At 73.3% G+C, this 13,128-nt stretch carries 13 protein-coding genes; 12 read left to right on the top strand and 1 reads right to left on the bottom strand.

The annotated features are described in order from the left end of the window. Positions 1-10 precede the first annotated feature (10 nt). The 11 genes from ACFWJB_RS22260 to ACFWJB_RS22210 all read left to right on the top strand — a co-directional run bounded on the left by ACFWJB_RS22260 (position 11) and on the right by ACFWJB_RS22210 (position 10,429). Positions 11-1,234: a DegT/DnrJ/EryC1/StrS family aminotransferase gene (locus tag ACFWJB_RS22260; RefSeq protein WP_385459805.1), complete on the top strand. Its 1,224-nt coding sequence runs from the start codon at positions 11-13 to the stop codon at positions 1,232-1,234. A gap of 29 nt (positions 1,235-1,263) precedes the next feature. Further along, positions 1,264-2,433: an FAD-dependent oxidoreductase gene (locus tag ACFWJB_RS22255; protein WP_385459807.1), complete on the top strand. Its 1,170-nt coding sequence runs from the start codon at positions 1,264-1,266 to the stop codon at positions 2,431-2,433. A 71-nt stretch (positions 2,434-2,504) separates the two neighbouring features. Beyond that, positions 2,505-3,476, top strand: a complete 972-nt coding sequence (locus ACFWJB_RS22250) for an ornithine cyclodeaminase family protein (RefSeq protein ID WP_386924237.1) — start codon at positions 2,505-2,507, stop codon at positions 3,474-3,476. A gap of 17 nt (positions 3,477-3,493) precedes the next feature. Continuing rightward, positions 3,494-4,264, top strand: a complete 771-nt coding sequence (locus ACFWJB_RS22245; protein ID WP_386924235.1) for a thioesterase II family protein — start codon at positions 3,494-3,496, stop codon at positions 4,262-4,264. After that, positions 4,261-4,764: a hypothetical protein gene (locus ACFWJB_RS22240; protein WP_386924233.1), complete on the top strand. Its 504-nt coding sequence runs from the start codon at positions 4,261-4,263 to the stop codon at positions 4,762-4,764. Before ACFWJB_RS22245 ends, ACFWJB_RS22240 begins: the two co-directional genes overlap by 4 nt. Next, entirely contained in the window at positions 4,761-5,327 is a 567-nt protein-coding gene (locus ACFWJB_RS22235) for a thiamine pyrophosphate-dependent enzyme (protein WP_386924231.1), read from the top strand. Before ACFWJB_RS22240 ends, ACFWJB_RS22235 begins: the two co-directional genes overlap by 4 nt. Before the next feature lie 202 nt (positions 5,328-5,529). Further along, complete coding sequence (locus ACFWJB_RS22230; protein WP_385459817.1) at positions 5,530-6,813, top strand: MFS transporter; 1,284 nt, start codon at positions 5,530-5,532, stop codon at positions 6,811-6,813. A 170-nt stretch (positions 6,814-6,983) separates the two neighbouring features. After that, entirely contained in the window at positions 6,984-8,420 is a 1,437-nt protein-coding gene (locus ACFWJB_RS22225; protein WP_386924229.1) for an alpha/beta fold hydrolase, read from the top strand. A gap of 52 nt (positions 8,421-8,472) precedes the next feature. Beyond that, a complete protein-coding gene (locus tag ACFWJB_RS22220; protein ID WP_385458780.1) occupies positions 8,473-9,108 on the top strand; it encodes an MBL fold metallo-hydrolase in 636 nt (211 codons plus the stop codon). Positions 9,109-9,171: 63 nt separating this feature from the next. Continuing rightward, positions 9,172-9,951, top strand: a complete 780-nt coding sequence (locus tag ACFWJB_RS22215; protein ID WP_386924227.1) for an exodeoxyribonuclease III — start codon at positions 9,172-9,174, stop codon at positions 9,949-9,951. 70 nt (positions 9,952-10,021) lie between these two features. Next, positions 10,022-10,429: a DUF6278 family protein gene (locus tag ACFWJB_RS22210; protein WP_386924225.1), complete on the top strand. Its 408-nt coding sequence runs from the start codon at positions 10,022-10,024 to the stop codon at positions 10,427-10,429. Between the two features lie 26 nt (positions 10,430-10,455). Here the strand turns inward: ACFWJB_RS22210 and ACFWJB_RS22205 are convergent, their stop codons facing one another. Continuing rightward, entirely contained in the window at positions 10,456-11,214 is a 759-nt protein-coding gene (locus ACFWJB_RS22205; protein ID WP_385458774.1) for a hypothetical protein, read from the bottom strand. Between the two features lie 107 nt (positions 11,215-11,321). Here ACFWJB_RS22205 and ggt point away from each other — a divergent pair, with 107 nt between their 5' ends. Beyond that, positions 11,322-13,124, top strand: coding sequence for a gamma-glutamyltransferase (ggt, locus tag ACFWJB_RS22200; protein ID WP_385458772.1), 1,803 nt, complete (start codon positions 11,322-11,324; stop codon positions 13,122-13,124). The last annotated feature ends 4 nt before the right edge of the window (positions 13,125-13,128 follow it).

Here is a 13,128-nt window from a genome sequence, read left to right as displayed (position 1 = left end):
ATTCGCGGCGATGCCGCAACGCTACGCAGTACCGTACTCACCCGTCGGAAGCAGGCTGGACGAGAGCGACGTCGCGGCCGTGCGCGAGGTGATGCTCTCGGAGTCCACCCTGTCCCAGGGGCTGGTCCGGGAGCGGTTCGAGGCGGCGTTCGCCGAGCACATCGGAGTGCGGCACGCGCTGTCGGTGACCAGCGGCACGGTCGCCCTGGAGCTGGCGATCCACCTGCTGGACCTGATGCCGGGCGACGAGGTGATCACCACCCCGCAGACCTACCAGGCCACCGTCCAGCCGCTGCTCGACCGCGACGTGCGGGTCCGGTTCGCCGACATCGACCCGGCGACGGCGAACATCGACCCGCAGCGCGTCGCCGAGCTGGTCACGCCCCGCACCCGGGCGATCGTCCTGGTGCACTACGGCGGTCTGCCCGCCGACATGGACACGCTGATGAACGTGGCGCGCGAGCACGACCTGGTCGTCGTGGAGGACGCCGCCCACGCGCTGGGCAGCGTCCTGCACGGCCGCAGACCCGGCGGCATCGGCCACCTCGGCTGCTTCAGCTTCCACTCCAGCAAGAACATCACCACCCTCGGCGAGGGCGGGATGATCACCACCGACCGGGACGACTGGGCCGAGCGGTTGAGGCGCGTGCGGGGCAACGAGGCCGACATGGTGCTGACGCCCCGGCACGGAGGATTCGCCGGGAGGAGCGGTCCGCCGCCCGGCGCGCTCTACCCGGGCGAGGCGTACACGCACGACTGCCTGCGTTTCCGGCGCGCCGGCACCAACGCGACCCTGAGCGAGGCCGCCGCGGCCGTGGGCCTCGTGCAGCTGGGGAAACTGCCCGGGCTGGTCGCGCGCCGGCAGGCCGTCGCCGCGCGGTTGACGGCGGAGCTGGCCGAGTCCGACCCGGTGCGCGTCCCGGCCGTGCCGGCCGGCGTCGAGCACGCCTTCCACCTGTTCACCTTCTCGGTCGATCCCGCGCGCGTCGACCGGGACGAGCTGGTCCGCTGCCTCGCCGCCCAGGGCGTCGAAACGTATCTGCGGTACTTCCCGCTGCACCTGTTACCGGAGTGGCGGGCCCGAGGACACGGCTACGGCGAGTGCCCGGCGGCCGAACGGTCCTGGTTCCTGGAGCACATGAACCTGCCCTGCCACCCCGGGCTGTCCGACACCCAGGTCGAGTTGCTGGCGACCGCGCTCGGCTGCGCCCTCACCAAGGTCACCCGCAGGTGACACACCGAGGACCGACGAAGGGACATGCCATGGCAGCATCCACACCCGTCCACTACGACATCGTGGTCGTCGGCGGCGGCCCGGTCGGGCTCGCCGCGGCCGAGGCCGGTGCCCGCCGGGGGCACACGGTGCTGGTCCTGGAGCAGTACGACATCCTGCACGAGCACGGCAGCTCCGGCGGCGCCGAACGGCAGTGGCGGCTGCAGTACGCGCAGGAGGACCTGGCGCGGCTCACCCTGGAGACCCTCCCGCTGTGGACGCGGCTGGAGCAGGCCGGCGGACGCCGGCTGGTGCACCGCACCGGCAGCCTGTGGTTCGGCGACACGGCCACCTCCACCAACGAGGGACAGGTGAAGGCGGCCGTGGAGGTCCTCGAGCGGATCGGCGTGCCGTACGAGTGGCTGACGGCCAAGGAGATCGAGCGGCGCTACCGGTTCGCCCGGCTGCCGGGGCACTACGAGGGGTTCTTCCAGCCGGACGGCGGCATGGTCGACGTGCGGGCCACCCTGTGGCTGCTGTACGAGCAGGCACGCGCGGCCGGCGCCCACGTCCGGGACCGGGAGCCGGTCCTGGAACTCGCCCCCGACGACGACGGCGTCACCGTGCGCGGTGAGCACGGCGTCTACCGCGCCGACCACGTGATCGTCGCCGCCGGCGCCTTCTCCGCGCCCCTGCTGCGACCGCTCGGCATGCACTTCGACGTCGAGCTGTACGAGATGTCCACGGCGTACTTCCGCAGCGTCGACCCGGACTTCGACTACCCGACCTGGTTCGCCTTCCAGCGGCCCACCGAGGAGGACACCAACCTCTTCTACGGCTTCGGCCGGCTGCCGTGGGCGACGGGCGACCTGGTCAGGGTGGCGCCCGACTTCGAGGTCGACGCGTTCGAGGACGCGTACGCGGCCGGCCGCACGGCCGATCCCGGTCACGTGAAGCGCACCGCGGACTGGGTCGCCGAGCACATGCCGGCGCTCGACCCGACTCCACTGCACCCGGACACCTGTCTGATCGCCCTGCCGAAGGACCCGGCCCGCCAGTTCTATTTCGGCCACGCGCCCGACACCGTTCCCGGCGCCCGGCGCCTGGTCGTGCACGGCGCCGGCTGGGGCTTCAAGTACATCCCGCTGCTGGGCCGGGCCTGCGTGGAGCTCGCGCTCGACGGACGCACCGGCTACGACCTCTCCCGCTTCGCCTTCTGAGGCTCCCGTTCCGGGCCCCTGCCCCGAACCCCACCCTCCGCTCCCCCCGCTCCGCGAAAGGACCCACGGCAATGTTGCGTGTCATCAACGGCGAGACCGTCCGGTCGCTCTACTCGGGCGCCGACGCGCTGCCCGCCATGGAGCGCGCGTTGACCGCGTTCAGCGACGGCTCGGCCTACCAGCACCCGCGGATCACCATCGAGCCGCCCGGCCACGGGGGCATGGCGCTGCTGATGCCCGCCGCGTCCGGGGACACCCTCGGACTGAAGCTGCTCAGCATGTTCCCCCGGGCGGCCGAGAAGGGCCTCGCCAACGTCCAGGGCCTGGTCATCCTGGTGGACGCCGTGCACGGTGAGCCGCTGGCACTGATCGACGGCATCTCGGTCACCGAGATCCGGACCGCGGCCGTGACCGCCCTGGCCACCGACCGGCTGGCCCGGGAGGACGCCACGACGCTCGGCGTGATCGGCGCCGGCGTGCAGGCCCGCGGACATCTGCAGGCCCTGGCCGAGGTGCGGCCGTGGAAGCGGGTGCGCCTCTACAGCCGTACCGCCGGGCGCGCGCGTGAGCTGGTCGACTGGGCGCGCGGCACGGGACTGCCCACCGAGGTGGTGGACTCCGCCTCCGCCGCGACCGAGGGCGCCGAGGTGATCTGCACCGTCACCTCCGCGTGCGCACCGGTGCTGGCCGACGCCGACGTCTCCGGCGAGGGCGTCCACATCAACGCCGTCGGGGCGTTCGGGCCGACCTGCCGCGAGCTGCCCTCCGAACTCGTCACCCGCGCCCGGATCTTCGTCGACAGCCGGCAGGCCGCGCTGGCCGAGGCCGGTGACCTGATGATCCCCATCCAGGAGGGCGTCATCGACGAGAAGGCCGTCCAGGGCGAGCTCGGCGAAGTGCTCGCGGGGGCCGCGGGACGGATCGGCGACGAACTGACCGTCTTCAAGTCGCTGGGCCTGCCGATCGAGGACGTGGTGGCCTGCGCGGAGATCTACCGACGTGCCGTCGAACGCGACGCCGGGGACGTGCTCCGCTTCCCCTGAGCCCGAAAGGCATTCCCATGACACCACCGCGCACTCTCTCCCTGCTTCCCCGCGCGCCCCGCTCCGGTGCCCGCCGCAGACCCTTGCTGTGCCTGCCGTACGCGGGCGGCGGAAGCCGGTCGTACGACAGCTGGCAGCATCTGCTGCCGCAGGCCGTGGACGCGCAGACGCTGCGGCTGCCCGGGCGCGAGAGCCGGGCCGCCGATCCGGTGCCCGGCGATCTGCGCGCCCTCGCGGGGGAGATCGCCGACGAACTCGGCCCCCACCTCAACGGGCCGTTCGCCCTGTTCGGGCACAGCATGGGCGCGATCCTGGCCTACGAACTCGCCCAGCACCTGCGGGCCCGGTTCGGCCTTTCCCCGCACTGCCTGTTCGTCTCCGGCAGCCGGCCGCCGGACCGGCTGGTCACGGGCCGGCAGTACTCGCGGATGGACGACGGGACGCTGCGCGCGGCGCTCGAGGCCATGGGCGGCACGGATCCCGAGGTGCTCGCCGACCCGGAGCTGTGGCACCTGGTCGAGCCGGTCATCCGCGCGGATCTGATCATGAGCGACCACTACACGCACCGTCAGGCCGAACCGTTGTCCTGCCCCGTCGTCGCCTACGGATCCAAGGAGGACGTCGATCTGGACGGGGAGTCCCTGGAGGCGTGGCGGGCCCGCACCACCGGCCCGTTCACCTCCCGCGTCTTCCCCGGTGACCACTTCTACTTCCGCCGGTGGCCCGAGGGTCTCGTCATGGACCTGAGCAACCGGCTTTACGAGCACATGATCGAGGTGGACGGATGACGGCCGCGACCGCGACGGGATCGCTCGCGCGGCGGCTGGCGCACGATCTGGCCACCGACTTCGGGCCGTTCCACGGCACACCGTGCGGCATCCTCGCCCCCCTCTACCGGGCTCTGGAGGAACGGCCGGGGCTGCTCACCGTGGCGCGCGAGGACAACGCCGTCGGGGTGGCGGCGGGGGCCGCGCTGGCCGGGGCCTCCCCGGTGGTGCTGATGCAGAACTCCGGGCTGGGGCAGTCGGTCAACGCCCTGGCCTCGCTCGTCGTCCCGTACGGGATTCCCATGCTGCTGGTCGTGAGCCTGCGCGGGGTGGACCCCGACCCGACCCCGGAGAACACCGCGATGGGACGCCTCACCGAACCGCTGCTGGCCTCGCTCGGCATCGAGTGCTCGACGCTGACCGACCCGGTCGAACTGGGCCGGCTGCGGCACGTCGTGCACGTCGAACGCCGGGCAGCGGCCCTTCTCGTCCCCCCGCCGGCCTTCGGGTGGCGGGCATGAACAAGACCGAGGCCGTCGCCGCCGTACTGGCGGCGACCACGACGGAGCCGATCGTCTACACCACCGGGTACGCCTGCCGCATCGCACGGCATCTCGACGACCGGCCCAGTCACTTCTACATGACGGGCTCCATGGGCCTGGCCTCGTCCATCGGCATCGGCATCGCGCGCCGGACCCGCCGTACGACCGTCGTGGTCGACGGGGACGGCAGCGTGCTGATGAATCCGGTCGGCCTGGCGACCGCGGGCGCGCTGCCCGACCTTCCGTTGGCGCACATCGTCCTGGACGACGGGTGCTACGCCTCCACCGGCGGACAGGCCGTGCCGTCCCGGCGTGCCGATCTGCGCGCCTGGGCCATGGCGTGCGGCTACGCCCGGGCGGTCGGGACCGACGACGCGGCGCGGTTCGCCGGCCTGGTGCGCGCCGCGGTCGCGGGGTGCACGGCGCCGGTGCTGGTGCTGGCCCGGCTGACGTCGGCCGACCAGCCCGTGCCCGGGCGGGTCGAGGAGGATCTGGCGGAGCACGCCCGCCGCTTCGGCCGCCATCTGGCGCCGCGCGGCTGAGCGGGCGGCCGCGTGTGCCGCTCGCCGCCGGGGACGCGCCCGCACGGTGGAGACACCTGACCGAAACCGTCCACCGGCACACTCCTGTGCGCACGGTGTGATCCGTATCCTTGCGCGCATCCGGGGTGCCGCCCGCCGCACGAACCGCCTCGCACAGGGCGTGTGTTGGCGCTTGCACCCGCACAACGAGCAAGGGGAACACATGAGTTGGGGTCCAGGTCGCGTGCTGCGCGACCGCAACGTCGCGTTCTACTTCAGTGGCGTGGTGATCTCGAGCTTCGGCAGCTCGGCGATGGCCCTCGCGGCCGGCGTATGGGCCAAGGCGCTGACGGGGTCGGACAGTCTGGCCGCCCTGACGACGTTCTGCGTGTGGGCCCCGATGCTGTTCGGCCCGGTCATCGGCACGATCGCCGACAGGTTCCGCAGGCGGCCGCTGCTGATCTGGTCGCACCTGGCCATGGCCGCCCTGCTGCCCGCCCTCGTCGTGGTCGACTCCGAGGACCGGGTGTGGATCCTGTTCACCGTCCTGATCGTGTACGGCGTCAGTACCGTGCTGATGGACGCCGCCGAGGCCGCGATGGTCGCTTCCGCGGTGCCCGAGGAGTTACGCGGCGACTTCAACGGCCTGCGCCTGACGGCCAACGAGGGCATGAAGCTCCTCGCCCCGCTGCTGGGCGCGGGCCTGTTCGTCCAGTTCGGCGGTCCGGCCGTGGCCCTGCTCGACGCGGTGACGTTCGCCCTGGCGGCCCTCACGTTCACCCTGATGCGGGTCCGCGAACCCCGGCCCACGCGCTCGCGGGAGCAGCCGTGGAGCGCCCAGATCTCCGAGGGCGTCCGCTTCCTGCGCCGGCACCCCGTCCTGTGGCGCCTGGTCCTGGCCGGCGCCGTCACCATGGGCATGGCCGGCATCAACGGTGCCTCGGTGTACGCCGTGGTGGATTCCGGTCTGCACCGCGAGCCCGCCTTCGCCGGCGTGCTCTACGCCGTGCAGGGCGCGGGCTCCGTCCTGAGCGGCATGGTCACCGGCACCCTGCTGCGCCGCATCCCCGAACGCGTCTTCACCGCCGCCGGCATCGCCCTGTTCGCACTCGGCGTCGCACTGCGTGCGGTGTCCTCCACGCCCGTGGTCCTGGCCGCGAGCGTCATGATCGGCGCGGGCCTGCCGTGCGTGCTCATCGCCGCCATGACCGCCGTCCAGCGCGAGACCCCGAGCGAGCTCCTGGGACGGGTGGCGGCCACCGCCAACACGCTGCTCCTCGCGCCCAACGCCATCACCCTGGCGGTGGGTTCCGGCCTGCTCGCCTTCGTCGACCACCGGATCCTCGTCGTCGCCGCGGGCCTCGTGGCGGTCGGCGCCGCACTCGGCCTCCTGGCCGGCGGCGCCCGGGACGGCGGTGCGGAGCCCGAGCCGGAACGCGCCACGGACCTCGAGTCCGTCGAGGCGGTCAAGGCGCCGGGCGACGGCGACCGGCCCCCGTCCGAGTGACACCCGCGGCCGTGCCCTCGTCGCCGGCCGCGCTCCGGACCGGGCGACGAGGGGCCGCTCCCGGGCCGCCGGGAGTTCCGGCGGCGCCGCCCGTTGGAGCGGGAGGGACGGGAGCCGTTAGGTTGGGACCGGCCGTGTGAGATCTCGTGAGGGATGAGAGGGTCTGACGGGTGAGCGAGACACCACCGAACACCCTGCAATACCGTTTCGACGGGCCAGAAGACGCACCTGTCCTGATCCTGGGGCCCTCGCTGGGCACCACCTGGCACATGTGGGACCGGCAGGTTCCCGAGCTGGCGCAGCAGTGGCGGGTCTTCCGTTTCGATCTGCCCGGACACGGGGGTGCCCCGGCCCACGCGGCGGGCTCCGTCGCCGACCTCACCGCGCGCCTGCTGGCCACCCTCGACGGACTCGGTGTGCAGCGCTTCGGCTACGCGGGCTGCGCGTTCGGCGGCGCCGTCGGCATCGAGCTGGCCCTGCGGCATCCCGAGCGCCTGGCCTCCCTCGCGCTGATCGCCGCCTCGCCGCGCTTCGGCACGGCCGACGAGTTCCGGCAGCGCGGCGTGATCGTCCGGACGAACGGGCTGGACCCGATCGCCCGCAGCGCTCCCGAGAGATGGTTCACCGGAGGGTTCGCCGCGGCCCAGCCCGCGATCACCGAGTGGGCCGTGCAGATGGTGCGGACCACCGACCCCGGCTGCTACATCGCCGCGTGCGAGGCGCTCGCCGCGTTCGACGTGCGGGGCGAACTCGGGCACGTCGGCGTGCCGACCCTGGTCCTCGTCGGCTCCGACGACCAGGTCACCGGCCCCGCCGAGGCCCGCACCCTGGTCGCCGGCATCCCCGACGCCCGCCTCGCCGTCGTCCCCGGCGCCTCCCACCTGGTCCCGGTCGAGCAGCCCGCGGCCGTCACCGACCTGCTGGTGCGGCACTTCGCCACCGCCTGGCAGGCCGCCCACGACGCCTCCACGGGCCAGATCCCCGTCCCGCCCGCCGTCCACGCCGCCGCCCACGCCGCGCCCGCCGGCTCCGCGGCCCCCGTCCAGCCCGCGCTGGCCGCCGCTCCCGTACCGGTGCAGGCCGCCCCCGTACCGGCACAGGCCGTGCCCGTGCCGCCGCAGGCCGTCCCGGTGCCGCCGCAGGCCGCGCCCGTGCCGCCGAGGACCGTGCCCGTCGCCGAGATCGCCCCGGCCCTCGTACCGCCGCAGACGCACGCGCAAGGGCGGCCGGACCCGTACGACGCGGGGCTCAAGGTCCGCCGCGAGGTCCTCGGCGACGCGCACGTCGACCAGGAACTGGCACAGGCGGACGAGTTCTCCGGGGACTTCCAGGAGCTCCTCACCCGGTACGCCTGGGGCGAGGTCTGGGACCGGCCCGGACTGGACCGCCGCACCCGCAGCTGCGTCACCCTCACCGCCCTGGTCGCCGGCGGTCACCTGGACGAACTCGCCTTCCACGTCCGGGCCGCCCTGCGCAACGGCCTCACCCCGGGCGAGATCGCCGAAGTGCTGCTCCAGGCCGCCGTCTACTGCGGCCTGCCGGCCGCGAACAGCGCCTTCCGGGTGGCGCAGCGGGTCGTCCGGGAGGAGACCACGCCGCCGGAGTGAGCGGGCCCGGGGCCGTTCGCGCGACCGTGAGGCGCGGCGGCAGGATGGGGACATGAGGTTCACCAAGAAGTCGCACTCCTGCGTCCGCCTCGAGAAGGACGGGCGGACGCTCGTCCTCGACCCCGGCGGATTCAGCGAGGAGGACGCCGCCCTCGGCGCGGACGCCCTCCTCGTCACCCACGAGCACCCCGACCACTTCGACGAGGCGCGGCTGCGCGCCGCGATGGAGAGCAACCCGGCCGCCGGTATCTGGACCCTGAAGTCCGTCGCGGAGAGGATCTCCGCGGCGTTCCCGGGCCGCGTGCACACCGTCGGCCACGGCGACACCTTCACCGCCGCCGGCTTCGACGTCCAGGTCCACGGCGAGCTGCACGCGGTGATCCACCCGGACATCCCGCGCGTCACCAACATCGGGTTCCTCGTCGACGGGGGCGCGGTCTTCCACCCCGGCGACGCCCTCACCGTCCCCGGCCACCCCGTCGAGACGCTGATGCTGCCCGTCATGGCCCCCTGGAACAAGATCTCCGAGGTCATCGACTACGTCCGGGAGGTGAGGCCGCGGCGCGCCTACGACATCCACGACGCCCTCCTCACCGACCTCGCCCGCCCCATCTACGACCGCCAGATCGGGCAGCTCGGCGGCTCCGAGCACCTGCGGCTGACCCCGGGGGAGTCGGTGCCGCTGTGAGCGGCCGGACGCCCGGCACCGGCCGGGACCGGGTTGTCGGTCCCGCCCGGTAGGTTGGGAGCCATGCGCATCGCCACCTGGAACGTGAACTCGATCACCGCCCGCCTGCCGAGGCTGCTGGCCTGGCTGGAGAGCAGCGGCACCGACGTGCTGTGCCTCCAGGAGGCCAAGGTCGCCGAGGAGCAGTTCCCGTTCGACGCGCTGCGCGAGAAGGGCTACGAGGCCGCCGTGCACGCCACCGGTCGGTGGAACGGCGTGGCGGTGCTCTCCCGGGTGGGTCTGACGGACGTCGTCAAGGGCCTGCCCGGCGACCCGGGCTACGAGGGCGTGCAGGAGCCCCGCGCGATCTCGGCCACCTGCGGCCCGGTCCGCGTCTGGTCGGTCTACGTGCCGAACGGCCGCGAGGTGGAGCACGCCCACTACGCCTACAAGCTCCAGTGGTTCGAGGCGCTGCGCGCGGCCGTCGAGGGCGACGCGGCCGGCGCCCGGCCGTTCGCCGTGATGGGCGACTACAACGTGGCACCGACCGACGACGACGTCTACGACCGCGCCGCCTTCGAGGGCTCCACCCACGTCACCCCCTCCGAGCGCGCCGCCCTCGCCTCCCTGCGCGAGGTCGGCCTGACCGACGTGGTGCCGCGCCCGCTGAAGTACGACCACCCCTACACCTACTGGGACTACCGCCAGCTCTGCTTCCCCAAGAACCGCGGCATGCGCATCGACCTGGTCTACGGCAACGAGCCGTTCGCCAAGGCCGTCACCGACTCCTACGTCGACCGCGAGGAGCGCAAGGGCAAGGGCGCCTCGGACCACGCGCCGGTCGTCGTCGACCTGGACGTGTAGCAGGCTCCGCACCTCGTCCGGCCCGCGTGCCCTGTGGTGCGCACGGCGGTACGAATGTCAGTCTGGGGGGATGCGCATCCCCTTCCTGGGCAAGCGGCGCGAACCCGCCCCGGTCCACGACCCGGCCGGCATCGCCGAGCTGCTCGCCGACTGTGATCTGCTCCGCTCGCAGGCGTTGCGGGAGGGGATCGGGCTGGACGACTCAGAAGCCTCGCTGGCCCGGCTCGACCAGATGCTCCCGCGCTGGCGCGCCGACGAGGAGATCATGGTCTGGCTGGGCAACGACGCCGGTCTGTACCTCGGGACCGTGATCGTGCGCACGGTGCCCGGTGCCGCCTGGGCCATCCGGGCGGACGGGCAGCCGGTCGTCCGGCTCGGCTCGGGCCGCGAGTTCGACGTGGTGGCGTCCGGCTGCGCCTGGGCGGCGGACGGCGTCCCCGAGCTGTCGCAGCTGTACGCCGAGGTCGCGGAGCCCTGACGCGGGGACACGGCCGAACCGGTGGCTCAGGCCCGGTGCGAGGTGCGGGGCGAGGGTGCCGGCGCCGGCAGCGGGCTCGTCGCCGCCCGGGTCACGTCCCCGACGAGCTCGACGACGTCCGGGCCGTACGCCTGCGAGTTGACGACCTTCAGCAGCAGGACGAAGGAGTTCCTGCCGTGCTTGCGCGCCAGGCGCTCGTGGTGCCGGGCGAGGTAGCGCGTGGCGGCCTGGTTGGTGATCGCGCGCTGGCCGCAGAAGAGGAACGCCGGGCGGGCCTCGTGCCGGTCGCCGGCGGTGAGCCGGGCGAGCATGACGTACTCCGTGACACCCGGGTCCATGCGGTAGCGCTCGCCGCCGATCTGGAAGGCTGCCCGGTCCGGGCCCGGTTCCGGGTCGACGTTGATCCGCACCCCGGGCAGCATGGCCGCCATGTGGGCCACCATCCGCCGGTTCGACCCGGGGCCGCCCACGCAGAACTCCGTGCGCTCGCCGAAGCCCTGATGGACCGTGTCCTGGGTGACCACCTGCACGTGCGCGCCGCAGTCCTTGATCAGCGCGGACAGCTCCAGCAGCGCGAACACGTCGAAGCGGTGGACGGCCGGCTCGGAGGTGGCGGGGTCCCGGTTGACGACGAGCAGCGACTCGGCGTTCTCCGGCAGCCCGAAGAACGCCTGCTTGCGTCGGAGTCTCCGCTTCCAGAGATACGTGCGGGCGAGCCAGCCCAGCGCGGCGCTGATGCCGGCCGCGATCACACCCAGGACGATGTTGCGTACGTCATCGGTCATGGGCGCGCATGCTAGCGGTCGACGGGGTACTGGTGTTCCCCACGAGTCCCTGACGCGGCCATGACGATGATTTAAGCTGCCCGAACGGCCTTTCACTGGAGGTGCGGATGCGTCGCCCTGTCGCACGGAATCTGACGGTCCTGGCGGTCTCGGCCGCCGTGGTGTCGGTGGGGGCGGCGGCGCCACCCTCCGCGCAGCACAGACCCGCCACCCCGAAGACGCCGGTCGCCGTCGGCTACGGCGGGGCGGTCGCCAGTGTCGACCAGGACGCCTCGGCCGCCGGCATCGAGGTCCTGCGCGGCGGCGGCAACGCCGTGGACGCGGCCGTCGCCACCGCCGCCGCGCTCGGTGTCACCGAGCCCTACTCCGCCGGCATCGGCGGGGGCGGCTACTTCGTCTACTACGACGCCAAGTCCCGCACGGTGCGCACCATCGACGGCCGCGAGACCGCGCCGCTGACCGCCGACGAGACCCTGTTCACCGAGAACGGCAAGCCGCTCGCCTTCGCCGACGCCGTCACCAGCGGCCTCGCCGTCGGCACCCCGGGCACGCCCGCCACCTGGCAGACCGCCCTGGACCGGTGGGGCAGCCGGAAGCTGTCCTCGGTGCTCCGGCCCGCCGAGCGCCTGGCCCGCGACGGCTTCACCGTCGACGACACCTTCCGCTCCCAGACCGCCGCCAACGAACAGCGGTTCCGGCACTTCCCGGACACCGCCGAGCTGTTCCTGCCGGGCGGCGAACTCCCGGTCGTGGGCTCCACCTTCAAGAACCCCGACCTGGCCCGCACCTACAAGGAACTGGGCCGGGAAGGCGTGGACGCCGTCTACCACGGCGAGCTCGGCGAGGACATCGTCGCCACCGTCAACAAGCCGCCCGTGGACCCGGCCTCCGGCTGGAACGCCCGCCCCGGCGACCTGTCCGCCAAGGACCTCGCGGCCTACGAGGCCAAGCTCCAGGCCCCCACCAGGACCACGTACCGCGGCCTCGACGTCTACTCCATCGCCCCGTCCTCGTCCGGCGGCACCACGGTCGGCGAGGCCCTGAACATCCTCGAGCGCACCGACCTGTCGAAGGCGAGCAAGGCGCGCTACCTGCACCGCTTCATCGAGGCGAGCCGCATCGCCTTCGCCGACCGCGGACGCTGGGTCGGCGACCCGGCCTTCGAGGACGTACCGGCGAAGGAACTGCTGTCGCAGCGGTACGCCGACTCGCGGGAGTGCCTGATCCGGGACGACGCGGTGCTCACCAGCCCGCTCGCCCCCGGCGACCCCCGCCACCCGGCCTCCTGCGCGGGCCGGGGCACGGCGGCGCCGACGACGTACGAGGGCGAGAACACCACCCACCTGACGGTCGCCGACAAGTGGGGCAACGTCGTCGCCTACACGCTCACCATCGAGCAGACCGGCGGCAGCGGCATCACCGTGCCCGGCCGCGGCTTCCTGCTCAACAACGAGCTGACCGACTTCTCCTTCGCCCCCGCCAACCCGGCCGTCCACGACCCGAACCTGCCCGGCCCCGGCAAGCGGCCCCGCTCGTCGATCGCGCCGACGATCGTGCTGGACCGGCACCACCGGCCGGTCGTGGCGGTCGGTTCGCCCGGCGGCGCGACCATCATCACCACCGTGCTGCAGACCCTGACCGGCTTCATCGACCGCGGACTGCCGCTGGTGGACGCGATCGCCGCGCCCCGCGCCAGCCAGCGCAACGCCGCCCAGACCGAGCTCGAACCCGGTTTGTACGACAGCGGGTTGCGGGCCGAGCTGGAAGCCCTCGGGCACTCGTTCAAGCCCAACCCGGAGATCGGCGCGGCGACCGGTGTGCAGCGGCTGCCGGACGGCAGGTGGCTGGCCGCCGCCGAGAAGGTACGGCGCGGCGGCGGCTCGGCCATGGTGGTCAGGCCCGCGCGGTAGCGCG

The sequence above is a fragment of the Streptomyces sp. NPDC127100 genome (assembly GCF_042724095.1).
Classification (GTDB): domain Bacteria; phylum Actinomycetota; class Actinomycetes; order Streptomycetales; family Streptomycetaceae; genus Streptomyces.
This window is presented reverse-complemented; position numbering and strand designations above follow the sequence as displayed.